We start from the raw sequence: 23,585 nt of genomic DNA, 5'->3' as shown, positions 1-23,585 counted from the left end.
GGGCGATCCGGCCGCTTGCCATCGGCACCCGGGTGCAGGCGCTCGCCGCCGCAGACGATTTCCTGCGCGCCACCGAGACGGGGACCGCCTCGATCAAGAGCCGTCGCTGGCTGAACGACCCGGCGACGATGAAACAGATGGACCTGCTGCAGCGCGCGGGGCACGAGGCCAATGGGCTGGATTTCAGCCTGTCGAAATACGCCGCCAACTGCCATCTGAACTTCCGTTGGAACCGCGGCGCGATCACCGCTGCCGTTCTTGGCCGTGCGGAGCGGTCGGCTGCATGAAACGCCCCAATCCGCTCCCGCCCGACCAGATGACGCCCGCAGAGCGCCGCACTGAGCTTTGCGGCGTGCTGGCGCTCGGGCTGGTTCGGTTGCGGATTCGAGATGGGGGCGAAGTATCTGACGATACTGGAGAACGTTGCCTACACTATCCGCCCGACCAATGCCGTCATGCAACTCCAACGCACCGGAGAAATGCATGAACAAGCCCGATCCCATCCCCGCGCGCCTGGCCGCGCTCAAGACCACGCCGACGCCCGACCTGAAGAAACAGTGGCGCGACCTGTTCGACAGCGAGCCGCCGCCGTTCAACCGCCGCTACCTTGAATCCCGCCTGGCCTACCGTATCCAGGAACTTGCCTATGGCGGGCTGAAACCCGAGACGATCCGGCGGCTGGAACGGCTCGGCGAGGAACTGGACGGCGGCGACAGGAAGAAGCGCGGCATGCGCGCCGATCGCGACCGCCCGATCACCGGCACGCGGCTGCTGCGAGAATGGCAGGGCGTCGAGCAGGTCGTCACCGTCACCGCTGATGGCTTCGAATGGCAGGGGCGGCCCTACAAGTCCCTGTCCGCCATCGCCCGCGCCATCACCGGCACGCGCTGGAACGGCTGGGTCTTCTTCGGGCTCAAGAACCATCGCGGGGTGAGCGGCGGTGGCCGCAGGCCAGCGGACGATCCAGTGGATCGTTCGCAGCCGCGAACGCTCGGAGCGCAAGCGGAGGGCCGGACATGACGAAGCCACCCGATAAATCGAAGCTCCTTCGCAAGCTGCGGTGCGCGGTCTACACCCGGAAATCCTCCGAGGAAGGGCTGGAGCAGGAGTTCAACAGCTTCCACGCCCAACGCGAGGCCTGCGAGGCTTACATCGCCAGCCAGCGCTCCGAGGGCTGGGTGCTGGTCAGGGATCCGTATGACGACGGAGGCATCTCTGGCGGCACGCTGGAACGGCCCGGCCTGAAACGGCTGCTGGAGGACATCGAGGATGGGCTGGTCGATGTGGTGGTGGTCTACAAGATCGACCGCCTCTCTCGGTCGCTGGCGGATTTCGCCAAGCTGGTCGAGGTGTTCGACCGGAACGGCGTGACCTTCGTATCGGTCACGCAGAGCTTCAATACCACCACGTCGATGGGGCGGCTGACGCTGAATATCCTGCTCTCGTTCGCCCAGTTCGAACGCGAGGTCACGGCTGAACGCATCCGCGACAAGTTCGCCGCCAGTCGGAAGAAGGGCATGTGGATGGGCGGGGTGCCGCCCTACGGCTATCGGGTCAAGAACCGGAAGCTGGTGGTCGACGACGAGAGCGCCGCGCACGTTCGCTGGGTCTTCGACCGCTTTCTCGAGATCGGGTCCTGCACGGAACTGGCGCGGGAGGTCGGCGCACGCGGCCTCCGGACGCCGCGCGGCAACCGGATCGACAAAAAATACATCTACCGGATGCTCAGCAACCGCGCCTACATCGGCGAGGCGGTGCACAAGGGCGAGAGCTATCCCGGCGAGCACGACGCGATCATCGACCGCCAGACGTGGGATCGCGTCCATGCCATCCTGCAGGAAAGCCCGCGCAAGCGCGCCGCCTGCACCCGCTCGGACACGCCCGCGCTGCTGAAAGGGCTGGTGTTTGGTCCCGATGGCGCCGCGTTCTCGCCAACGCACACGCGCAAGGGCGGGCGGCTGTACCGCTACTACGTCAGCCAGACCGTGCTGAAGCATGGCGCTGGGTCGTGCCCGGTCGGCCGCGTGCCCGCGGGCGATATCGAGGCGGCGGTGATCGACCAGCTTCGCGCCGTCTTTCGCCAGCCGGAGATTGTTGCGGGGACCTTGAAGGCGGCGCGTGCCTACGTCGAAGACATCTCCGAGGCCGACGCACGCGCGGCCTTGCAGCAGCTCGATCCGCTGTGGGACGAACTCTTCCCCGCAGAGCAGGCCCGCATTGTCACGCTGCTGGTTGAGCGCGTCGATATCGGCACGAACGGGCTCAACTTCCGGCTCCGGATGGACGGCCTCGGAGGGCTCGCGCGCGAGATGCTGTCTGGCAGCATCGGAGCAGCAGCATGACCCGCGCGACGGCGGTCCCCGAGACGGTCACAATCCACGTGCCATTCCGCATCGTGAAGCGCGGCGGACGCAAGGAGATGCAACTGCCCGACCGCGTCCGACCAGAGCGCACGCCGGACAGCACGCTGGTCAAGGCGCTGGCCCGTGCCTTCCGCTGGAAGCGGATGCTCGAGTCGGGTGAGTTCGCCACCATCGCTGAACTGGCCGAGCGGGAGGGGATCGCGACGTCCTATATGACGCGCATCCTGCGCCTGACGCAGCTTGAGCCTGGCATCATTGAGGCGGTTCTCGACGGACGGCAGAACGATGCCGTTACGCTTGCGCGACTTATGGACCCGTTCCCGATGAGCTGGATCGAGCAGAAGAACACTTTCCTCGGTACCTGATCACCTACTCCATACATCTGACGCCACTGCTGCTATTGCTTCATTGGGCCAAATTGGCCAAAAGTGATGCAGGCATAGGCGGGGGGTCGAATGCAGACCTTGAGCGCGAAAGACGCGAAGTACGGATTCGGACGACTGATCGATCTCGCTCGAGCCGAGCCGGTTGCGGTGGCGAAGCACGGCCGGCCCGTCGTCGTCGTACTTGCAATAGAAGAGTATGAGCGTCTGAAGAGGTTGGACGTGCAGGAAAAAAATCTCGCCGGCGAAGCAGCTTCAAATAACGAAGAACAAGAGGGCGGCTGACCGGTATGGACAAGCGAAGCCTCACCGAGCGCGATATCTGCACCAAGTTCATACTGCCTGCCGTCAAGCGCGCAGGCTGGGACGAGATGGTGCAGGTTCGGGAGGAGGTCTATTTCACCAAGGGCCGCATCATCGTGCGCGGCAAGCTGGTGACGCGCGGCAAGGCGAAGAAGGCCGACTTTGTTCTCTACTACAAGCCGAACATTCCGATCGCCCTGATCGAGGCGAAGGACAACTCCCACAGCGTCGGCGACGGCATACAGCAGGCGCTCGACTATGCCGAAACGCTGAAGATCCCCTTCGTCTTCAGCTCGAACGGCGACGGCTTCGCATTCCATGACCGCACCGGCGCCAGTTCGCCGCGCGAGCTGAACCTCGGTCTCGACGCCTTTCCGTCGCCCGCTAACCTGTGGGCGCGCTATCGCGCCTGGAAAGGACTCAATGGTGAATCTGAGGAGATTGTTCTTCAGGACTACCACGACGACGGCAGCGGCAAGGAGCCGCGTTACTATCAGGTCAACGCGGTCAATGCGGCGATCGAGGCCATCGCCAAGGGCCAGGACCGGGTGCTGCTGGTCATGGCGACCGGCACGGGCAAGACCTACACCGCGTTCCAGATCATCTGGCGCCTATGGAAATCACGGCGCTGGAACCCCGAAGGCAACAAGCGCGTCCTGTTCCTCGCCGACCGTAATGTGCTGATCGACCAGACGATGGTGAACGACTTCCGCCCCTTTGGCGCGGCAATGGCAAAGCTTTCAACCAATGCCAAGACCATCGAACGGCAAGACGGCATCTCGGTCAATCTGACGCTGGCGCTCGACAGGAAACGGCGCATCGACACCGCCTTCGAGGTCTATCTCAGCCTCTATCAGGCGATCACCGGGCCGGAAGAGCGCCAGAAGCTGTTCAAGGAGTTCTCGAAGGACTTCTTCGATCTGATCGTGATCGACGAATGCCATCGCGGCAGCGCCGCCGAGGATTCCGCCTGGCGTGAAATCCTGACCCATTTTTCCGGTGCGACGCAGATCGGCCTGACCGCCACGCCGAAGGAGACGGAATATGTCTCCAACACGGAATATTTCGGCGAGCCTGTATTCACCTATTCGCTTAAGCAGGGGATCAGCGACGGATTTCTGGCTCCCTACAAGGTCATCAAAGTTCACATCGACCGTGACGTAGAAGGCTACCGGCCCGAGAAAGGCCAGCTGGACCGCGACGGCAACGAGGTCGAGGACCGCATCTACAACGCCAAGGATTTCGACCGCACGCTGGTTCTGGACGACCGCACCCTTCTGACAGCGAAGAAGATCACGGCCTTCCTCAAGGAAAGCGGCGACCGCTACCAGAAGACCATCGTGTTCTGCGTCGATCAGGAACACGCAGCCCGCATGCGTCAGGCGCTGATCAACGAGAACTCCGATCTGGTGACCGAGAACGCGCGCTACGTCATGCGCATCACCGGCAGCGACAAGGAGGGCCAGGACCAGCTTGGCAACTTCATCGACCCGGAATCGAAGTGGCCCGTCTTGGTCACGACCTCACGCCTGCTGTCCACCGGCGTTGATGCGCAGACCTGCCGCCTGATCGTGCTCGACCGTGAAATCGGCTCGATGACCGAGTTCAAGCAGATCGTCGGGCGCGGCACCCGCGTGCACGAGGACACCAGGAAGTTCTATTTCACGCTGATCGATTTCCGTGGCGCGACCGCGCATTTCGCGGACCCGGACTTCGACGGCGATCCCGTGCAGATCTACGCGCCAGGCGCGGATGACCCGATGACGCCGCCCGACGAGGAACCAGCAAGGCCCGAGGGCGAGGACGCGATCCCGCCGACGCCGGGTGAGGACGAGACCATCGTCGATCAGCCCGGCCTGCCGCTGCCGACGGGCGATCCCGTGCGCAAGATCTACGTCGATGGCGTCGGCGCCCGCGTCATCGCCGAGCGGGTGGAATACCTCGACGAGAACGGCAAGCTTGTCACCGAATCTCTGCGCGATTTCACCAAGAACGCCCTGAGGAAACGTTTCGCCAGCCTCGACGAGTTTCTGAAACGCTGGAACGCCGCCGAGCGCAAGCAGGCCATCGTCGAGGAACTGGAGGCCGAAGGTTTAGCCCTCGATGCCATCGCTGACGAGCTTGGCAAGAATCTCGATCCGTTCGACCTGATCTGCCATGTCGCCTTCGACGCCAAGCCCCTCACGCGCCGCGAACGGGCCGAGAACGTGAAGAAGCGTGACGTGTTCACCAAGTACGGGCCGCAAGCTCGCGCCGTCCTCGATGCCCTGCTGGAGAAGTACCGCGACGAGGGCGTGCTTAATCTCGACGACGCTAATGTGCTGAAGGTGACCCCCTTCACCGACATGGGCAGCGTCGTTCAACTCATCAACGCGTTCGGCGGCAAGGCGGGCTTCGAGAAGGCCGTCCATGAATTGCAGGACGCGCTTTACCAGGAGACCGCCTGAACCATGATCGTCCGTACCACCGTCAAATCCATTCAGGACATCATGCGCCAGGACGTAGGCGTCGACGGCGATGCCCAGCGCATTAGCCAGCTCACATGGCTGTTCTTCCTCAAGATCATCGACGATCAGGACCAGGAACTCGAAATCACGCGGGACGATTACCACTCACCCATCCCCGAGCGTTTCCAGTGGCGGAACTGGGCAGCGGACCCGGAAGGGATCACCGGACAGGCCATGCTCGATTTCGTCAACGATGAGCTGTTTCCCGCCCTCAAGGGCCTCCAGGTCTCGGCTAAGCCGGGCGATCGCCGCCGCGTCGTGCGCGACGTGTTTGAGGATGCCTACAACTACATGAAATCTGGCCAGCTGCTTCGGCAGGTTGTCAACAAGATCAACCAGGTCGATTTCAACAACCTCGACGAACGCCGCCACTTCGGCGAGTTCTACGAGCAACTGCTCAACGACCTGCAATCGGCGGGCAATGCAGGCGAGTACTATACGCCGCGCGCCGTCACCTCCTTCATGGTCCAGATGATCGACCCGCATCCGGGCGAGACACTGTTCGACCCCGCCTGCGGCACCGGCGGCTTCTTGACCTGCGCCATACGCCACATGGAGGAGAAATACGTCCGCACGCCCGGGCAGCGCGAGACGATGCAGGCGGGGCTGCACGCTGTCGAGAAAAAGCAGCTTCCCCACATGCTCTGCGTCACCAACATGCTGCTCCACGGCATCGAGGACCCGTCCTTTGTACGCCACGACAATACGTTGGCCCGGCCGTTGATATCGTGGGGTAAGGACGAGAGGGTGGACATTGTTCTCACCAATCCGCCCTTCGGTGGGCGCGAGGAAGACGGAATCGAGAATAACTTTCCGACCTTCAAAACTCGTGAGACCGCCGACCTCTTCCTTGCCCTGATCATCCGCCTCCTGAAGCCCGGCGGCCGCGCGGCCGTGGTCCTGCCCGACGGCTCGCTCTTCGGCGAGGGCGTCAAAACCCGGCTCAAGGAGCATCTGATGGAGGAATGCAACCTCCACACCATCGTGCGCCTGCCGAACTCGGTCTTCCGCCCCTATGCCTCGATCGGCACGAACCTGCTGTTCTTCGAAAAGGGCGCGCCGACGCAGGACATCTGGTTCTGGGAGCATCAGGTGCCCGAGGGGCAGAAGGCCTATTCCATGACCCGGCCCATCCGGCTGGAGCATCTCTCAGACTGCGCCGCCTGGTGGGGCGGGCCGCGCCGCGAGGGGCGGGTGGAGACCGAGCGCGCCTGGAAGGTCAGCGCGGAGGAGGTGAAGGCCCGCGGCTACAACCTCGACATCAAGAACCCGCACACGGTGGCCGAAGATCACGGCGATCCCGAGACGCTGCTGCAGGATCTGACCGCCGCCGAGGCCGAGGTGGCGGCGCTCCGCGACCAGTTAAAGGCGATCCTGTCAGAGGCGCTGGCGCGATGAACGCGGAACGGCTGCTCGCCCTCTACGAACAGGTCGCCGAGGCGCCGGATGCAGTTCCCCGCCTGCGCCGCTTCGTGCTGGACCTCGCCGTGCGAGGGAAGCTGGTGCCGCAGGAGGCGGGCGACGAACCAGCGTCGGAACTGCTGAAGCGGATCGCGGCGGAAAAGGCGCGGTCGGTGAAGGCGGGGGAGATCAGGAAGCCGCGCGATCTCGCCAACGGCGACGAGCTTGTACCGCCTTTCGACATTCCTGCGTCTTGGCAATGGTGCCGCCTCGATACTGTAGGCGCGATCATCGGCGGCGGAACACCCTCGGCAGGCGACTCGGAAAACTTCGCGGAACCCGGTGAGGGTATTCCGTGGGTTACTCCAGCGGATCTAGGCGGCTTCCGCGAACTCTTCATTGAACGCGGCTCGCGCGATCTGACAGAGAAAGGGTTCGCCTCGTCCTCCGCGACCATGATGCCAGCCGGAACGGTGCTGTTCACCAGCCGCGCGCCAATCGGCTACGTCGCCATCGCTGCGAACCCGATTTCGACGAACCAAGGGTTCAAATCCATCGTCCCCTACGTCGCCGACTGCTCGCGTTTCATCACACTGGCTATGCAGACCTTTGCGCCCGACATCGACGCAAAGGCGCCGGGCACAACCTTCAAGGAAGTCTCGGGCAAGATCGTCGCCGCTGTGCCATTCCCCCTTCCACCCCTCACCGAGCAGCGGCGGATCGTGGCGAAGGTGGAGGAGCTGATGGCGCTGCTGGACCGGCTGGAGGCGGCGCGAGGGGCGGCCCAGGCAACCCGCGACCGGCTGACCGCCGCCAGCCTCGCCCGCCTGATCGCGCCCGACGCCGCCCCAGCCGAGTTCCCGGCCAACGCCCGCTTCGCCCTCGCCACGCTCCCCGCGCTCACCACGCGCCCCGACCAGATCAAACCCCTCCGCCAGACCATCCTCAATCTCGCCGTCCGCGGCAAACTGGTGGAACAGGACCCGACTGACAAACCGGCCTCGGAGTTGCTGAAGCAAATCGGGGAAGCCAAAGGTGCAGCGAAAGGCCGGAAAGGTGCGCGAGCGAAAGGGGTGCCCGCCGCAACAGAATCCACGGATACCGAAGTTCCCTTAGGCTGGGAGCCTGTGCGTCTCGAAGAAGTTGCGGTTTCCATGCGCTACGGCACTTCGATCAAGTGCGACTACGACGAAAAGCACGCACCGGTCTTGCGAATTCCGAATGTTTCAAGTGGACAGATCACACTCGACGACATGAAGTATGGCCCGCTCTCCGAGGCAGACCGTGAGGCGCTATCTCTGGAAGCAGACGATCTCCTGATGATCCGGTCTAACGGCAGCTTGGAAATCGTCGGACGCCCGGCGGTTGTTCCACCGGAAGCCGCTGGCATGGCATTCGCTGGGTATTTGGTGCGCCTGCAAACTCTTAAGGAGGCAATCAACTCCCGTTATGTCTGGCTTGCCCTCAATTCGAGTGCTGTTCGTGATCAGATCGAGCGCCCGATCCGTTCCGCTGTCGGGCTCAAGAACGTCAACCTGACTGAGTTCGGCAACCTTTCGTTCTGGCTCCCACCCATCGCCGAACAATACCGCATCGTGGCCAAGGTCGATGCCCTCATGGCGCTGTGCGACCGGCTGGAGGCCGCCCTCACCACCGCCGACACCACCCGGGCACGCCTCCTCGAAGCCCTCCTCGCCAACGCGCTGAACCCGGCAACAATGCAAGAGATGGAGGCGGCGGAATGACGGAGCCACGCCTGTTCAACGTCTATTGCGACGAAAGCTGCCACCTCGAGCACGACGGGGTACCCGTAATGGCTTGGGGTGCCGTCTATTGCCCGGCGGACGCCAGCCGCGCCATTTCCGAAGCAGTGCGGACGCTGAAGGCCGAGCATGGGCTTGCGCATGATTTCGAGGCGAAATGGACAAAAGTCTCGCCAGCCAAGGCTGATTTCTACCTGGCTTTGATTGACCTGTTCTTGAACGATGAGCGGCTTCGGTTCCGTGGCCTCGTCGTTCCGGACAAGGGGTTGCTGGACCACGCGCGCTTCGACCAGTCACACGACGACTGGTACTACAAGATGTATTTCACAATGCTGCGCCCCATCTTCTGCGCACCGCATCGATATCGCATCTACCTGGACGTAAAGGACACACGCGGCGGGCCGAAAACCCGGAAGCTGCATGAGGTCCTGGCCAACAGCCTTTATGACTTCGACCGGGAGGCGATCCAGCGCGTCCAGCAGGTTCGCAGCCACGAAAGCGAGCTGCTCCAGGTCGCCGACCTCGTTATCGGAGCGCTAACGTATGCGAACCGTGGCCTCACAACGAGCCCGGCAAAGACGGCAGTTGCGGCGAGGCTGCGTGAGCGGCTCGGGCAAAATGTTCTGATCCGCACTTCCACGTTCACGGCAACGAAATTCAACATTCTCGTGTGGCGGGCGAGGGAGGCGGCTGGATGAACCCGCCCGATCTACTGCCGTTCGCCGCGTTTGGGGGCGACTGGCCCGCATATGAAGCCGAACTCCACCGCATCTTCGTCGCCGAGATTGCCAACGGCGGTGTACGGTACGAGGGGCTTCGCGTCGGTTGCCGTCGCCATCCGGAAGCGGCGCGCCGATGGGCGTCGTTTTGGCATCTGGTACAGGAAGGTAGCGTCGAAGATGATCGTCTACCTGATTTGCGTCGCTGCGAGCGGATCCGCTGGGTGCGCTGGGTGATCGAGAATGCGGTCGCTCATGCCGAGATCGATGTGTGGCAGAATACCCGTGGCACACAGGTCAACACGCTGCTGTGGTTTCGCGAGGAATACCTCGTCGTTCTCGGGCAGCGCCAAGGCTACTGGCTCTTGAGAACGGCCTATTGCACGGAGAAAAGTGGGCGTATCGCGCAGCTCAGAAAGGAGCGAGATGCGTTCCGCCGCGCCAACCCCTAGAACGGCTGAAGCCGCCCAAGCGAACCTAGGCGGCCTCGAATGCTCCTCCTACACATGGCAGGTGAGACAACGCAAACATGGCGCATCTGGTCCTGATTGTCAAGGACCTCCGGCGCCCACCAAGCATGATCCCAGTGACGGATTCGAGAAAAGGCGCATCATTTACAATGCCTTAACGATATTTGCTTTGGCGCCCAGGGCCGTCATTCAGCCAGGCAGTGGTAGCGAGTGATGGCCGTCAACCTCGTGATCGCAGTCACAGACGGAGACTGGTTCGAGATGTTGCGCCAGCACCCCAACCTTGGCGAGGTCAACTTCTGGGCACCGTCAGCGGCGAACTTCCGGGCACTTCGACCCGGCGAGCTCTTTCTCTTCAAGCTACACGCACCCCGCAACGTGATCGTCGGTGGTGGCGTGTTCACGTACGCCAATGCTCTGCCATGCTCGCTGGCCTGGGAAGCTTTTGGCGTTGCAAATGGTGCTCGGTCTGCACAGGAGATGCGAGCCCGTATCGCACGCTATCGCAGGAGCGACCCGTCGGACCGAAGTGACTTTCAAATCGGTTGCCGGATCCTCACGCAGCCGTTCTTCTTCCATGAGGCCGACTGGATCCCCGTCCCGCAAAGCTGGGCACCAAATATCGTTTCGTTCAAGACGTACAGCACCGGAGACGCCGAAGGCCTGGCGCTGTGGAATGCGGTGAACGACCGAATGAATCGGCAGCAATTTGTCGGGATGGCCGAAGACCAAGGGCGGTACGGCGATCCGCAGCTGATCCGCCCGCGTCTCGGCCAAGGTGCCTTCCGCGTGCTCGTGACCGACCTATACCAGCGTAGGTGCGCCATAACGCAAGAGCGCACTCTACCGGCTCTGGAGGCGGCTCATATTCGTCCGTACGGTGAAGGGGGCGGACACGAAGCACAGAACGGCCTTCTTCTGAGGCGGGACATTCATAGCCTGTTTGACGGCGGGTACGTGACTGTGACCCCGGAGAACCGCTTTGAAGTGAGCCGCAGGATCCGAGAAGAGTTCGACAATGGCCGACACTACTACGAGCTTCATGGCCGGAGTATCTCGTTGCCTACTGACGAGGGCTCCCGACCGGATCCCGCTTTTCTCCAATGGCACAATGAGAACCGGTTCAACGGCTGACGGAATTTGGATGTGGGTTCCGGTCGCCGCCCGGTTGGATTCTCGAAACACGACAGGCTGTGCGCGGCCAAAAATCGTAACCCTTCAGCGTGCTGGGCGAAATTCACCAAATCACCGCAGGCAACAGGTCCGGAGAATATCGGCCCTGAGAGACCGCTTCCGGGCCTCTCGGCGCAAGGGCCAGTGCTCAGCCCCTCCCGCATAACCCTCGAAAACAACGGAAAAATCCGGCCGGAGCCGGATCAGGAGAACGCTTTCGCGGGGGCAAGTGGCGGAGGAGGTGGGATTCGAACCCACGGTGGAGTTACCCCCACGTCGGTTTTCAAGACCGGTGCATTAAACCACTCTGCCACTCCTCCGACCGGAGGCACCTAGCGCAAGCGTGCGGGCTGGGCAAGGGCCAGCACACATGTCCACCAGCGCGCCCACCCAGCCGACAGCCTCAGGCGGGCAGCACCAGTGTCGCGGCAAGGCCGCCGATCTCCGCCCGTTCCAGACGCAGCTTGCCGCCATGCAGGGCGGCCAGATCGGCGACGATGGCCAGCCCCAGCCCCGAGCCGGGCGGCCCGGCCTCATCCAGCCGCCCGCCTCGGGCCATGGCGATGGCGTGGTCCTCGTCGCTCATGCCGGGGCCGTCATCGGCGATGGTGACATGCAGCATGGGCGCCGCGGGGCGGGCAGAGATGCGGATGCGGCGATTGGACCATTTCACCGCGTTTTCGACCAGATTTCCCAGCATTTCCTCAAGATCCTGACGTTCGCCGGCAAAGGCCAGATCGGCGGGCAGGTCGCGTTCGACCGTCAGGCCGGATTCGCGGATCGGGCTGCGCAGGACCATCAGGATGTCATCGACCACGGGCGCGACCGGCGTGCGCTGGCCCAGCACGCGCGGCGCGCCGGAACTGCGGGCGCGGCGCAGATGCCAACCGATCTGGCGGTCCATCCGCGCCACCAGCGCATGTCCGGGGTGATCCGGCGGCAGGCTGTTATCCAGCGCGGCAAGCGGCGTCTTCAGCGAATGCGCCAGATTGCCGACATGCTCGCGCGCCCGCGACAGCACGGCACGGTTCTGTTCCAGCAGGCCGTTGATCTCGGAGGCCATGGGCCGCAATTCCGACACCGGGGGCAAAGGCAGCGCCTCGGCCCGGCCGGCGCGGATGGCGCGCAGATCGCGGCCCAGCCTGTCCAGACTGCGCAACCCCGCCGCGACCTGCACCACGCTGGCCAGTGCCAGCGCCAGCCCCAGCACCGACAGCGAGATCGCCAGAGGCCGCCGCAGCAGGGACATGCTGGCGTCGATCTCGGCGCGGGGCGCGGTCACCACCACGGCCAGCGCCGAGGGGGTATCGGGCAGGGTGAAGACATGGCGCGTGACCCGCAGCGCCTCCTCCGAGGGGCCGAGCCCGCGCCCGCCGACGAAATCGGCATCCGGCGCGTTCAGCACATTGTCGAACAAGGACCGCGACTTGGCGACGGCGATGCCGTCTTGCGACAATTGCCAGAACCAGCCCGACAGCGGCATGTCGAAATGCGGATCCGAGGGGGCAGGGCCTGCGACAAGCCGCCCCTCGGCATCGACCGTGGCGCCGGCGATCAGGGCATCGGCCACCGCCTCGGCCTCGGCGTCGAAACGGTCGGTGATGAAGCGGTCAAGGATCCCGGCAATCGCCAGATAGCCCGCGACCAGCGCCACGCCGATCAGCACCGCCGACAGGCCGATCAGCCTTGCCCGGATCGAGTCCGGAAATCTCATCCCCCGGCCCGCAGGATATAGCCCTCGCCGCGCCGGGTCTCGATCAGGCCCTCACCGATCTTCTTGCGCAGGCGGCCGATCACCACCTCGATGGATTTGAAATCCCGGTCGGCGGCGGAATCATACAGATGTTCCGACAGTTCGGTGCGGCTGACGATGCGGTTCTGATGGTGGATCAGATAGGACAGGATGCGGGTCTCGAAGCCGGTCAGCTTCAGCGCCATGCCATTGCGGGTGATGACGCCAAGCTGGCTGTCCAGATGCAGCGGCCCCGCCTTGATGACGGCCTGCGCATGACCTGCGGCGCGCCGCACCAGCGTCTGGGCGCGGATCACCACCTCTTCGAGCCGGAAGGGTTTCACGGCGTAATCATCGGCCCCGGCGCGAAAACCCGCGACCTTGTCGGTCCAGTCGCCGCGCGCGGTCAGGATCAGCACGGGCATGGTCACGCCCTGATCGCGCCAGCGCGTCAGCACCTCGATCCCGGGCATTCCGGGCAGGCCCAGATCCAGAATCGACAGCGCATAGCTTTCCGTCGCGCCCAGATATTCGCCCTGCGTGCCGTCGGCGGCGATGTCGCAGGTAAAGCCGCCATCGGCCATGGCTTGCGCAAGCTGCCCGGCCAGAACCGGGTCATCCTCGACGATCAGGCATTTCATTCGCTGTCCTCATTGCCGCGCCGCGCCTTGACCAGTCCGGCCCCGGCGACTTCCAGAAATGCGCCGGTGCGCGCATCCAGCCGGATCAGCAGCACATCGCGCTCGGGCGTCAAGAGGCGCAGTTCATGCACGAGTTCAACCCCGCGTGCGCGTTCGGCGGGATCGGGCGGGCTGAGCTGCGCCGCGATCAGCCGCCCGCGAAAGCGTTTGCGCGCGATCTTGGCCGCCTCATGCAGGGGAATGACGCGAAAGCCCGGATCCGTGGGCATGTCGAAGCTTTCGGGCGGAATGGCCATGCCGCGCGGGGCGGCCATCGGCGGATGATGCCAGATCAGCGCAAGCGCCAGCGCGCCCGCAAGAACGGGCAGGGTGCGAAAGGCAAGGGGCGGGCGCAGCGTCATGGTCCCGGTGTAGCTGTGGAAATCCCAACGAAAGCCAAATGACGGGTTGGCGAATGGTTGGTGACGGGCGATGTAGAGGTGATTCTCATGAGGCCTCGGCTTCGATGGTTGATAAACAGGACACCGGACAATGAGCAGATTTCCCTTTTCGATGGTGGCGGCTGCCGCAATGATGACGGCGCTGGCAGGCCCCGTTCTGGCCGAAAGCACGCCCGAGGGCGGCGCGGCGGTGCCGGTCGAACTGCCGCAGGTGCTGCGCGATGCGGGTCTGGGCGAGGTGACGGGCAAGCCCTCGCGCCATGGGATGCGGATCGAGGGGCAGTTGCAGGACGGCACCCGGATCGGCGCGATGCTGAACGAGGCGGGCGAGTTGCGCGGCCTGCGCGCCGAGGGCGAGGATGCAGCCCTGCCTGCCGCCCTGATCGAGCGTCTGGTGCCGCAGGCGGTGCGCAGCGAGGCGGTCTTTGGCGAACTCAGCCGCATCGACGCGGTGTTTCTTGGCGGGCGCGGCATCATGCTGGCCGGTGAGGACGCACAATCCAACGACATCCGCGCGGTCTTTGCCGAGGATGGCACGCTTCTGCGCTTTGGTCGCGGCGAGGATCGTGGCCCGGGAATGCGCGGTCCAGACGGCAAACCCGGCAAGGATGGCAAGCCCGGCAAGGATGGCCACGGCCCGCGCGAAGGCCATGGCCGCGATCATGGCCCCGGTGAGCGTGGCCCCCGTGGTGAGGGCCCCCGTGAAGGTGGGCCTCGTGAAGGTGGACCCCGCGAAGATGGGCCGCGCGAAGGGCGCGGGCCGGTGCGTGGCCAGCCCTTGGCAGCCGAGGAAATCCGCGCCAGCCTGACCGAGGCGGGCTATACCGGCGTCGGCGAAATCCTGCAGCAGGGGCAGGTCACCGTGGCGCAGGCAACCAACCCCGAAGGCGAGCCGGTTCTGGTCGAACTGGGCCGCGACGGCAAGGTCTTGCGCGAACTGAACCGCTGACCATTAACCAAGGAACTTCAAAGGGGCGCGACCGTTGGGTCGTGCCCCTTTGTCTTTTGGGAAGATTCGATCAACTATGGGCAAGGGCTTGCCAAATCGCGGTGAAAAGGCTTGCCACAATGTCGTCGCAATGTCACATCCGCAGCGAAATTATGGTCCCACGGGGCCGACTAACAGGATCAGTCGATGCATCGTCGTGAATTCGTGATCTCAGCCGGTGCAGCGCTTGGCGCTGCAAGCACCCTTGGTGCGGCCTTTGCACAAGAGGCCCCAGCCCAGCCCACGCCCGAAGCCCAGCCCGCCCAGCAGCCGGCCAAGCCCTTCGGCTTTGACGATGTCGCGGCCATGGCGCAGGATCTGGCCTCGCGCAGCTATGCCTACCGCGATGCCGAACTGGTGGGCAGCTTCGGCAACCTGAATTACGACCAGTATCGCGGCATCCGTTTCCGCCGCGACCGCGACCCGTGGCTGGGCAGCCGCGATTTCGCGCTGGATCTGCTGCCGCCCGGCGCGATCTTCCACGAGCCGGTGGATGTCAGCCTTGTCGACAATGGCGTGGTGCTGCCGGTCAAGTTCGATCCGCACATGTTTGAATTCGATCCGGCGCAATTCCCCGATGGCGTCGATTACGACACGATCGGCAATATGGGCTTTTCCGGGTTCCGCCTGCGCGCACCGCTGAACCGGCCCGATGTGATGGATGAATTCGTCGTCTTTCAGGGCGCCAGTTATTTCCGCGGCGTGGCGCGCCGGACGCTTTACGGCGTCTCGGCCCGCGGCCTTGCCATCGGCACAGGCACGCCCGAGGGCGAGGAATTCCCGCTGTTTCGCGGCTTCTGGATCCACAAGCCCAGCGAACAGGACCGCTATGTGCTGATCCACGCGCTGCTGGACAGCCGGTCGGTCTCGGGCGCGTTTGAATTCCGCATCACGCCGGGCGCCGAGACGGTGTTTGACACCCGCGTCGCGCTGTTCCCGCGTGTGGACATGAACAATATTGGAATCGCGCCGCTGACCTCGATGTATTGGTTCGGCCCGACCGACCGCACGCGGGTCGATGATTACCGCCCCGCCGTGCATGACAGCGACGGGTTGCAGATGCTGAACGGCAGCGAACAGCGGCTGTGGCGCGTGCTGTCGGGCCATTCGACGCTGCAGACCTCGGCCTTCATGGATCAGGATCCGCTGGGCTTCGGTCTGGCGCAGCGCGCCCGCAGCTTCGACGCCTATCAGGATGCCGAGGCGCGATATGAAAAGCGTCCCTCGGCATGGATCCAGCCGCAGGACAACTGGGGCAAGGGCACGGTCACACTGGTCGAGATCCCGGTGCAGAACGAATTCAACGACAATATCGTGTCGTTCTGGCAGCCGACGGACACGCTGCGGCCCGGAAACCGCTATGATTACAACTATATGCTCAGCTTCGCGCCCGAGCCGCCGGACAGCGCGCCGATTGCCCGGATCGTCGAAACCATGTCGGGGCAGGCGGTGAACAACCCCGCCTCGCGCACCTATGTCATCGACTTCGATCTGGACATGTTCGGCCCTGACGATCCGGTGCCGCAGGTCAAGGCGTCGTCGGGCAGCATCGGCCACAGCTATCTGCTGCGCCTGCCCGAACAGGGGCGGATGCGGCTGGCCTTTGAATATCTTCCCGATGGCGGGAAACTTGCAGACATTTCCGCGGTTCTGAATGGGCCTGAAGGTCCGCTCAGCGAAACCTGGATCGCACGCTGGACGCGCGAGTAGCGATGTGAACGATAAAGACCTGACGCACGACCCGCTTGAACCTTCCGCGGACCCGGCCTTGCTGGGATTGTCCGAGGATGCACGCTGGCAATCCCTGCAGATCGACCTGCCCGGAGGCCCGGCTACCCCGCCCGAGCAGCCCCTGGACATGCCCGAGCAGAACCTGCGTGGCCGCCCGCCGCACGGGCCGGATGCGGGTTGGCCGCATCCGCTGACCATTCTGGCGCGGCTGGTGGCCTTTGGCGGGGCTGCTGTCATCGCATGGACCGGCTGGCAGCAGATGAATGCGGTCTTTGGCCCCAATCCGACGCTGCTGCAGATGGTGCTGCAGGTGTTTTTTGCGCTGACCTTTACCTGGGTCGGCTTTTCCTTCACCTCGATGATCGCGGGCTTTCTGGCCCGCACGCCCAAGACGCCGGCCGGGCCGAACAATGCGACCATCGCGGTCGTCATGCCGGTCTATAACGAAAACAGTGCCGAGACCGCCGGGCTTCTGGCCGCGCTGGCGCGCGATCTCTACCGTGTGGGCCTTGGCGACAGGGCCGAGATCTTCGTGCTGTCCGACAGCCGCAAACCCGTCCCGGTTTTCGAGGAAATGCTGGCAATCAGCAGACTTCGCGACATTTCTCCGGTGCCGGTCTGGTATCGCAGGCGGCATGACAACAAGGGCCGCAAGGCGGGCAACGTCGCCGATTTCGTCATGCGCTGGGGCGGGCGCTATGACCAGATGGTGGTGCTGGACGCCGACAGCATCATCGGTGCGACGACCATCAAGACGCTATCGGCCCGGATGAATGCCGATCCGGCCATCGGCCTTTTGCAGACCATGCCGATGCTGGTCGGCGGGCAGTCGATCTTTGCCCGCCTGACGCAGTTTGCCGGGCGCATCTATGGCCCGGCCATTGCGCGGGGCGTGTCGGCATGGTCGGGCGACAGCGGCAATTTCTGGGGCCATAACGCGCTGATCCGGGTCTCGGCCTTCGCGCAATGCTGCGGCCTGCCGGAATTTCCCGGCCGTCCGCCCTTTGGCGGCCATATCCTCAGCCATGACTTCGTCGAGGCCGCGCTGCTGCGCCGCGCCGGATGGAAGGTGCGGCTGGATCACGACCTGCGCGACAGCTTCGAGGGCAGCCCGCCGACGCTTCTGGACATGGCCGTGCGCGAACGCCGCTGGGCGCAGGGCAACCTGCAGCACGCCCGGCTGATCTTTTCGCGCGGCTTCACATGGACCAACCGGGCGCATTTCATCATCGGCATCTTCGGCTTCCTGATGTCGCCGATCTGGCTGGCGATGATCCTTGTCGGGCTGGCGCTGACGGCGAATGTGCTGCTGTCGCGGCCCGATTACTTCCCGCAGACCTATCAGCTTTTCCCGGAATGGCCGGTCTTCGATCCGGTTCGGATGCTGTGGCTGTTCGTTGCCGCCATGTCCTTCCTGCTGGTGCCGAAATTCATCGGCATCCTGCGGGCATGGTCGCGCCCGCTGGCCCGCAACGCAGGCGGTCCGGTGCGGCTGCTGGCCTCGGCCTTTTTCGAGATCCTGCTGTCGGCGCTGATCGCGCCGGTGCAGATGCTGATCCAGTCGCGGCAGATCTTCGACATCCTGCGCGGCCGCGACAGCGGATGGGAGGCGCAGGTCCGCGCCGGCCAGATGCCACCATGGCGCGTCGTGCTGCGCCGCCATTCGCGCCATGTGCTGCTGGGATTGGGCACGCTGATCGTGCTGGGCATCTTCTCTCCATCGCAACTGGTCTGGCTGTCGCCGATCCTTGCCGGGCTGATCCTGTCGCCTCTGACCTCGCGCTGGTCGGCCAGCCCGGTCTTTGGCCGGTGGGCGCGGCGGCATGGACTTCTGGTGACGCCCGAAGAGCGCGTGCCGCCCGAGATCCTGACCGCCGCCAACGCGCTCAGCTATCGCATTGCCAGCACGACGCAGCCGCGCGACGGCATCGCGGCCATCGGCAGCGATCCCGCGATGCAGGCCCGTGTCGCCTCGCTTCTGCGGGCCGGGGGGCCGGTCGGACCGGCGGCGACGCGGCTTGACGCCATCTCCGCCGGGGCCAAGATCGCCCATGCCGCGCATCAGGCCGAGGCGCTGAGCTTCCTGACCGAGGCTGAAAAGCTGGCCATGCTGGAAGATCACGCGCTGGTGCAGGCTTTCGCAAAGCTGCCGAAATGAAGCGGATCGCGGCCCTGGACATGCTGCGCGGCTATGCGCTGATCTGCATCATGCTGGATCACATGCCGATCGGCGTGCTGCGCAATGTCACGCTGGCGAATTTCACCGTCTTCGACGCGGCCGAGCTTTTCGTGCTGCTGTCGGGGTTTCTGGTGGGCATGGTCTGGGTCAAGATCGAGGCCAGACATGGCCGGGGCGCGGCGCAATGGCGGTTTCTGAAACGCGCCTATGAGGTCTGGCTGGCGCTGGTGCTGGGCGCAGTGCTGCTGGCGGCGTTTTCGCATCTGCTGTTTGAATTGCGGCTGAACCATACGGCGGTCTGGTTCCGCTATGCTCAATGGCTGACCGAAAATCCGCTGGGCTATATCGGCACGGTCGCGCTGATGTGGATGCAGCCCAATCTGCTGGATGTGCTGGCGCTTTACGTCATCATGCTGGTGACCGCGCCCGTCACGGTGCCGTTCCTGCTGCGGATGCCCTGGACCGCCATGGCCGTATCGATCATCGTCTGGCTGTTTGCCGAGCCGCTGAACGCGCTGATCCCGAACCAGCGCCCCGGTCCCGGCCTGCTGTTCAACCCGTTCGGCTGGCAGTTGCTGTTCTTCATCGGCGTGGGCCTTGGCGCGTTTCGTCGCCAGATCCTGCCCGCATTGCGCAAGCACAGCGCGCTGCTGACCGCGATTTCGGTCGGCGTCTTGCTGTTCTGTCTGGCGATCACGCTGTCATGGCGCATCGGCGAGCCTGCCAAGGCGGTCAGCGCCGCGCTGAAAATGGTCTATGGCTCGATCGATAAATGGTCCTTGGACGGGTTGCGGCTGATGGCGATCATGGCCGCGACATGGCTGGTTGCCGTGACCTTTGCCCGCCCGTTCGAGTGGATGGCCAATACCGTCATCGGCCGCGCCTTCGGCGATATCGGACGGGGCGGGCTGTGGTCCTTTATCAGCTGTGTGCTGCTGTCGATCTGGGGCGATGCGATGGATATGCTGGCGCCCGCCGATTTCACGGGCTTCCTTCTGCGGCTTGCCATTGATATCTGGGTCATAGCGGCGCTTTGGGCTTCAGCCGCGCTTTGGCTGCGCCGCGAGGAATGGACCGGGCGTATCAAGGCGCGTTTCGCCTCGCGCTGAGACGTTCAGCCGGAGGAAGCCATGAAATCCGACATCCAGATCGCCCGCGCGGCGCAAAAGCGCCCCATTGCCGAGATCGCGGCCAAGCTGGGCATGGGGCCTGCGGATTTCCTGCCCTATGGCCATGACAAGGCCAAGCTGACGCATGAATTCGTGGCCGGACTGACGGGCCGCCCGCAGGGTCGGCTGGTGCTGGTCACCGCGATCAACCCGACCCCGGCGGGCGAGGGCAAGACCACCACGACGGTCGGTCTGGGCGACGCGCTGAACCGCATCGGCAAGCGCGCCACCATCTGCATCCGCGAGGCGAGCCTTGGCCCGAATTTCGGCATGAAGGGCGGGGCTGCGGGCGGCGGCATGGCGCAGATCGTGCCGATGGAAGAGATGAACCTGCATTTCACCGGCGATTTCCACGCCGTGACCAGCGCGCATAACCTGCTGGCGGCCATGATCGACAACCACATTCACTGGGGTAACGCGCTGCGCATTGACCCGCGCCGGGTGACGTGGCGGCGGGTGATCGACATGAACGACCGCGCGCTGCGCGATATGGTGATCGCGATGGGCGGTCCCTCGAACGGCTATCCGCGCGAAAGCGGCTTTGACATCACCGTCGCCTCGGAGGTGATGGCGATTCTGTGTCTGGCGACCGATCTTGAGGATCTGCAGGCGCGGCTGGGGCGCATCGTCATCGGGCTGAGCTTTGAAAAGACCCCGGTGACCGCTGCCGATATCGGCGCGGCAGGCGCGATGACGGTCCTGCTGCGCGAGGCGTTGCAGCCCAATCTGGTCCAGACGCTGGAAAACAACCCGGCGCTGGTGCATGGCGGTCCCTTCGCCAATATCGCGCATGGCTGCAATTCGGTGATGGCCACGCGGGCCGCGCTGGCGCTGTCGGATTATGTCGTCACCGAAGCGGGCTTCGGCGCGGATCTGGGGGCCGAGAAGTTTCTGGACATCAAATGCCGTCTGGCGGGACTTGCCCCCGATGCCGTGGTGCTGGTTGCGACCGTTCGGGCGCTGAAGATGAATGGCGGTGTCGCCCGCGCCGATCTGGCGGCCGAGGACGTGGCCGCTCTGACCAGGGGCTGCGCCAATCTGGGGCGCCATATCGAAAACCTGCATGGCTTCGGGCTGCCCGTGGTGGTGGCGATCAACCATTTCACCACCGATACCGACGCGGAAATTCAGGCGCTGCACGATTACTGCGCGCGCCATCACGTCAAGGCGGTGCTGTGCCGCCATTGGGCCGAAGGCGGTGCGGGGGCCGAAGAACTGGCCCGCGCCGTCGTCGCCCATGCCGAAAGCGGCGCTGCGCAGTTCGCCCCGATCTATCCTGATGACATGACGCTGTGGGACAAGATCCAGACCGTCTGCAAGCGCATCTATCGCGCCGATCATGTCGAGGCGCCGCCCGCCGTGCGCGCGCAGCTTGATTCGTGGCAGGCCGAGGGCTATGGGCATCTGCCGGTCTGCATGGCCAAGACGCAATACTCCTTCTCGGCCGATCCGGCGGCGCGCGGCGCGCCCGAGGGCTTTACCATTCCCTTGCGCGAGGTGCGGCTGTCGGCGGGCGCGGGTTTCGTCGTCGCCATCTGTGGCGAGATCATGACCATGCCGGGCCTGCCGCGTGAGCCCGCCGCCTTGCGCATCGGGCTGGACGCCGAAGGCCGGATCGAGGGTCTGTTCTAAGATGCGGCGTGCCGGGCTGCCACTGACCGTGCCGGGCCTGCGCGTCGGGCTGCTGGGCGGATCATTCGATCCGGCCCATGCCGGGCACGTGCATATCACCGAAGAGGCCCTGCGCCGCTTTGGGCTGGACCGGGTGTGGTGGCTGGTCAGTCCCGGCAATCCGCTGAAGGCACAAGGTCCGGAACCGCTTAAGAAACGCATCGTAAGTTCCCGCCTTATCATGCAAAATCCGGCGGTTCAGATCACCGGCCTTGAGTCCGATCTGGGCACGCGGATGACGGCGGATACCATCGCCGCGCTGCAACATCTTTATCCGCGCGTGCGCTTTGTCTGGCTGATGGGGGCCGATAATCTGGTGCAGTTTGACCGCTGGGACCGCTGGCAGGATATTGCCGCCGGCGTGCCCTTGGGCATTCTGGCGCGTCCCGGTTGGCGGATGCCCGCGCGGTTTTCCCGCACCGCTCGTCTTTTGTGGCGCAACCGGATAGATCAGGCGGATGCACGGACGCTGGCCGATCAGGCGCCACCGGCATGGTGCATGATCAACGTGCCGATGAGCAAGCAATCATCTACTGCAATCAGGGCTTTGCGGAACATGTCTGCGAAGAAGGATTAAGTCATGCTGACACGTCGCGGAGTGCTTTTCGGTCTTGGCGCGCTGGCTGTCGCACCCAAGGGCTGGGCGCAACCCGCGCCGGGCTTTGACCCCGAAGCCGCCATTGCAGCGGCGAAGCTGGGCGGCGAGGTCAGCTTTGCGGTGATCGACACGGCCAGCGGCCAGATGCTGGACAGCAGGCATGCGCAGCAGATGATGGCCCCTGCCAGCACGCTGAAGGTGGTGACGGCGCTTTACGCGCTGGAGCGGCTGGGACCGGAGCATCGCTTTACCACGCGGGTCTGGCGCGATGGCGACACGCTGATCCTTGCTGGCGGCGGCGATCCGGTGCTGGACACCGACGCGCTGTCGCGGCTGGCTGACAGCACGGTCGCGGCATGGCAGGGCGCGGCGCCGACGCGGTTCGTGATCTGGGGCGGCGCGCTTCCGAACGTCGCGCGGCTGTCGTCGGTGCAGGACGAATATCTGCCATATAATCCAACCGTTTCTGGCATGATCCTGAATTTCAACCGTGTGCATCTGAGCTGGCGCTCGGGGGCGCTTTCGCTGGAGGCGCGGGGCGAACGGCAGTCTCCGCGCGCCTATACGGTGACCATCGGGGCGGCGGATCGGGCACGGCCGCTGTTCACCTATGACGGCAGCGGCAAGGTCGAACGTTGGACGATCGCGCGGGGCGCAATGGGGTCGTCGGGGTCGCGCTGGCTGCCGGTGCGGCGGCCCGAGCTTTATGCGGGCGATGTGTTCCAGACGCTGTGCCGCGCCAAGGGGCTGGTGCTGCCGCAGCCCGAAATCGCCGATCAGCCGCCGCAGGGCAGCCAGATCGCCAGTCTGCAAAGCCCGGCGCTGCCGGAAATCGTCACCGGAATGCTGGAATATTCCACCAATCTGACCGCCGAGGTGCTGGGCCTGACCGCAAGCGGCGCGCCCGATCTGGCAGGATCGGTGCTGGCGATGTCGGATTGGCTGCGCGGGCTGGATCCGGGCGCGCAGTTCAGCTTTCACGACCATTCCGGCCTTTCGGCGCAAAACCGGATCGACGCGGCCAGTCTGGCGCGATTGCTGGCGGTGCAGGGTCGGCCGCGCGGGCTGCGGGCTTTGCTGAAACACATTCCGATCCATGATGCGCAGGGCAGGAAGGTCGCAAGCCCGGTGCTGATCGACGCCAAGACCGGCACGCTGAATTTCGTGTCGAACCTTGCCGGTTTTGCTCAGGGTGCAGCCGGACGCGAGATCGCCTTTGTCGTGCTGAGCGGCGACGAGACGCGCCGCGCCGCCAGCGAAGGCATGGAACTGCCCGATGGGGTCATCGGCTGGACCAGACGCGCCAAGACCTTGCAGCAGGTGCTGGTCGAGGGCTGGGTGGCCTGAGCCCGCC

The 23,585-nt window shown here is 64.5% G+C and carries 19 protein-coding genes, 1 tRNA gene and 2 pseudogenes; 18 read left to right on the top strand and 4 right to left on the bottom strand.

Annotation, left to right across the window (positions count from 1 at the left end):
• The 11 genes and pseudogenes from GL284_RS21270 to GL284_RS05085 all read left to right on the top strand — a co-directional run.
• Positions 1-287: pseudogene (locus GL284_RS21270) on the top strand (hypothetical protein); the annotation flags it as partial.
• A 196-nt stretch (positions 288-483) separates the two neighbouring features.
• A pseudogene (locus tag GL284_RS05130) lies at positions 484-930 on the top strand (DUF2924 domain-containing protein); the annotation flags it as partial.
• An 86-nt stretch (positions 931-1,016) separates the two neighbouring features.
• A complete protein-coding gene (locus GL284_RS05125; protein WP_155043559.1) occupies positions 1,017-2,342 on the top strand; it encodes a recombinase family protein in 1,326 nt (441 codons plus the stop codon).
• Complete coding sequence (locus tag GL284_RS05120; RefSeq protein WP_155043558.1) at positions 2,339-2,728, top strand: hypothetical protein; 390 nt, start codon at positions 2,339-2,341, stop codon at positions 2,726-2,728. The genes GL284_RS05125 and GL284_RS05120 overlap by 4 nt, the downstream gene beginning before the upstream one ends.
• A gap of 90 nt (positions 2,729-2,818) precedes the next feature.
• Positions 2,819-3,031 (top strand): type II toxin-antitoxin system Phd/YefM family antitoxin, encoded by a 213-nt coding sequence (locus GL284_RS05115; RefSeq protein WP_155043557.1) that lies wholly within the window; start codon positions 2,819-2,821, stop codon positions 3,029-3,031.
• Positions 3,032-3,036: 5 nt separating this feature from the next.
• Positions 3,037-5,496: an EcoAI/FtnUII family type I restriction enzme subunit R gene (gene hsdR / locus GL284_RS05110; protein WP_155043556.1), complete on the top strand. Its 2,460-nt coding sequence runs from the start codon at positions 3,037-3,039 to the stop codon at positions 5,494-5,496.
• 3 nt (positions 5,497-5,499) lie between these two features.
• A complete protein-coding gene (locus tag GL284_RS05105; RefSeq protein ID WP_155043555.1) occupies positions 5,500-6,954 on the top strand; it encodes a type I restriction-modification system subunit M in 1,455 nt (484 codons plus the stop codon).
• Positions 6,951-8,702 carry a restriction endonuclease subunit S gene (locus GL284_RS05100; protein WP_155043554.1) on the top strand — a complete coding sequence of 584 codons (1,752 nt, stop codon included), beginning with the start codon at positions 6,951-6,953 and terminating at the stop codon, positions 8,700-8,702. Before GL284_RS05105 ends, GL284_RS05100 begins: the two co-directional genes overlap by 4 nt.
• Complete coding sequence (locus GL284_RS05095) at positions 8,699-9,418, top strand: DUF3800 domain-containing protein (protein ID WP_155043553.1); 720 nt, start codon at positions 8,699-8,701, stop codon at positions 9,416-9,418. The genes GL284_RS05100 and GL284_RS05095 overlap by 4 nt, the downstream gene beginning before the upstream one ends.
• A complete protein-coding gene (locus GL284_RS05090) occupies positions 9,415-9,891 on the top strand; it encodes a hypothetical protein (RefSeq protein WP_155043552.1) in 477 nt (158 codons plus the stop codon). The genes GL284_RS05095 and GL284_RS05090 overlap by 4 nt, the downstream gene beginning before the upstream one ends.
• A gap of 231 nt (positions 9,892-10,122) precedes the next feature.
• On the top strand, positions 10,123-11,043 hold the full coding sequence (locus GL284_RS05085) for an HNH endonuclease (RefSeq protein ID WP_155043551.1): 921 nt from the start codon (positions 10,123-10,125) through the stop codon (positions 11,041-11,043).
• Positions 11,044-11,312: 269 nt separating this feature from the next.
• On the opposite strand, the gene GL284_RS05080 is transcribed toward GL284_RS05085, so the two are convergent.
• From GL284_RS05080 to GL284_RS21450, 4 genes are all read right to left on the bottom strand, one after another.
• Positions 11,313-11,402 (bottom strand) — tRNA-Ser (locus tag GL284_RS05080).
• 83 nt (positions 11,403-11,485) lie between these two features.
• Positions 11,486-12,796 (bottom strand): sensor histidine kinase, encoded by a 1,311-nt coding sequence (locus tag GL284_RS05075; protein WP_155043550.1) that lies wholly within the window; start codon positions 12,794-12,796, stop codon positions 11,486-11,488.
• Positions 12,793-13,455, bottom strand: coding sequence for a response regulator transcription factor (locus GL284_RS05070; protein WP_155043549.1), 663 nt, complete (start codon positions 13,453-13,455; stop codon positions 12,793-12,795). Before GL284_RS05070 ends, GL284_RS05075 begins: the two co-directional genes overlap by 4 nt.
• On the bottom strand, positions 13,452-13,856 hold the full coding sequence (locus GL284_RS21450) for a PepSY domain-containing protein (RefSeq protein ID WP_230382907.1): 405 nt from the start codon (positions 13,854-13,856) through the stop codon (positions 13,452-13,454). Before GL284_RS21450 ends, GL284_RS05070 begins: the two co-directional genes overlap by 4 nt.
• Positions 13,857-13,986: 130 nt before the next feature.
• On the opposite strand from GL284_RS21450, the gene GL284_RS05060 reads away from it, so the two are divergent.
• The 7 genes from GL284_RS05060 to dacB all read left to right on the top strand — a co-directional run bounded on the left by GL284_RS05060 (position 13,987) and on the right by dacB (position 23,578).
• Complete coding sequence (locus GL284_RS05060; protein ID WP_155043548.1) at positions 13,987-14,844, top strand: hypothetical protein; 858 nt, start codon at positions 13,987-13,989, stop codon at positions 14,842-14,844.
• A gap of 186 nt (positions 14,845-15,030) precedes the next feature.
• Positions 15,031-16,593: an OpgD/OpgG family glucan biosynthesis protein gene (locus GL284_RS05055; protein WP_155043547.1), complete on the top strand. Its 1,563-nt coding sequence runs from the start codon at positions 15,031-15,033 to the stop codon at positions 16,591-16,593.
• Between the two features lie 4 nt (positions 16,594-16,597).
• Entirely contained in the window at positions 16,598-18,772 is a 2,175-nt protein-coding gene (gene mdoH / locus GL284_RS05050; protein ID WP_341870284.1) for a glucans biosynthesis glucosyltransferase MdoH, read from the top strand.
• Positions 18,769-19,902, top strand: a complete 1,134-nt coding sequence (locus GL284_RS05045) for an OpgC domain-containing protein (RefSeq protein ID WP_155043545.1) — start codon at positions 18,769-18,771, stop codon at positions 19,900-19,902. The genes mdoH and GL284_RS05045 overlap by 4 nt, the downstream gene beginning before the upstream one ends.
• 21 nt (positions 19,903-19,923) lie before the next feature.
• The gene (locus GL284_RS05040) at positions 19,924-21,594 is read left to right on the top strand and encodes a formate--tetrahydrofolate ligase (protein WP_155043544.1); all 1,671 of its coding nucleotides are present in this window, start codon (positions 19,924-19,926) and stop codon (positions 21,592-21,594) included.
• 1 nt (position 21,595) lies between these two features.
• Positions 21,596-22,210: a nicotinate-nucleotide adenylyltransferase gene (locus tag GL284_RS05035; RefSeq protein WP_155043543.1), complete on the top strand. Its 615-nt coding sequence runs from the start codon at positions 21,596-21,598 to the stop codon at positions 22,208-22,210.
• A 3-nt stretch (positions 22,211-22,213) separates the two neighbouring features.
• Complete coding sequence (gene dacB, locus GL284_RS05030; RefSeq protein ID WP_155043542.1) at positions 22,214-23,578, top strand: D-alanyl-D-alanine carboxypeptidase/D-alanyl-D-alanine endopeptidase; 1,365 nt, start codon at positions 22,214-22,216, stop codon at positions 23,576-23,578.
• Positions 23,579-23,585: the final 7 nt, after the last annotated feature.

Origin of the sequence: Paracoccus shanxieyensis (genome assembly GCF_009711265.1) — a bacterium.
GTDB lineage: Bacteria > Pseudomonadota > Alphaproteobacteria > Rhodobacterales > Rhodobacteraceae > Paracoccus > Paracoccus shanxieyensis.
This window is presented reverse-complemented; position numbering and strand designations above follow the sequence as displayed.

Coding starts and splice junctions, on each gene's coding strand:
- GL284_RS05125 (WP_155043559.1), top strand. CDS start 1,017: ATGACGAAGCCACCCGATAAATCGAAGCTCCTTCGCAAGCTGCGGTGC.
- GL284_RS05120 (WP_155043558.1), top strand. CDS start 2,339: ATGACCCGCGCGACGGCGGTCCCCGAGACGGTCACAATCCACGTGCCA.
- GL284_RS05115 (WP_155043557.1), top strand. CDS start 2,819: ATGCAGACCTTGAGCGCGAAAGACGCGAAGTACGGATTCGGACGACTG.
- hsdR (WP_155043556.1), top strand. CDS start 3,037: ATGGACAAGCGAAGCCTCACCGAGCGCGATATCTGCACCAAGTTCATA.
- GL284_RS05105 (WP_155043555.1), top strand. CDS start 5,500: ATGATCGTCCGTACCACCGTCAAATCCATTCAGGACATCATGCGCCAG.
- GL284_RS05100 (WP_155043554.1), top strand. CDS start 6,951: ATGAACGCGGAACGGCTGCTCGCCCTCTACGAACAGGTCGCCGAGGCG.
- GL284_RS05095 (WP_155043553.1), top strand. CDS start 8,699: ATGACGGAGCCACGCCTGTTCAACGTCTATTGCGACGAAAGCTGCCAC.
- GL284_RS05090 (WP_155043552.1), top strand. CDS start 9,415: ATGAACCCGCCCGATCTACTGCCGTTCGCCGCGTTTGGGGGCGACTGG.
- GL284_RS05085 (WP_155043551.1), top strand. CDS start 10,123: ATGGCCGTCAACCTCGTGATCGCAGTCACAGACGGAGACTGGTTCGAG.
- GL284_RS05075 (WP_155043550.1), bottom strand. CDS start 12,796: ATGAGATTTCCGGACTCGATCCGGGCAAGGCTGATCGGCCTGTCGGCG.
- GL284_RS05070 (WP_155043549.1), bottom strand. CDS start 13,455: ATGAAATGCCTGATCGTCGAGGATGACCCGGTTCTGGCCGGGCAGCTT.
- GL284_RS21450 (WP_230382907.1), bottom strand. CDS start 13,856: ATGACGCTGCGCCCGCCCCTTGCCTTTCGCACCCTGCCCGTTCTTGCG.
- GL284_RS05060 (WP_155043548.1), top strand. CDS start 13,987: ATGAGCAGATTTCCCTTTTCGATGGTGGCGGCTGCCGCAATGATGACG.
- GL284_RS05055 (WP_155043547.1), top strand. CDS start 15,031: ATGCATCGTCGTGAATTCGTGATCTCAGCCGGTGCAGCGCTTGGCGCT.
- GL284_RS05045 (WP_155043545.1), top strand. CDS start 18,769: ATGAAGCGGATCGCGGCCCTGGACATGCTGCGCGGCTATGCGCTGATC.
- GL284_RS05040 (WP_155043544.1), top strand. CDS start 19,924: ATGAAATCCGACATCCAGATCGCCCGCGCGGCGCAAAAGCGCCCCATT.
- GL284_RS05035 (WP_155043543.1), top strand. CDS start 21,596: ATGCGGCGTGCCGGGCTGCCACTGACCGTGCCGGGCCTGCGCGTCGGG.
- dacB (WP_155043542.1), top strand. CDS start 22,214: ATGCTGACACGTCGCGGAGTGCTTTTCGGTCTTGGCGCGCTGGCTGTC.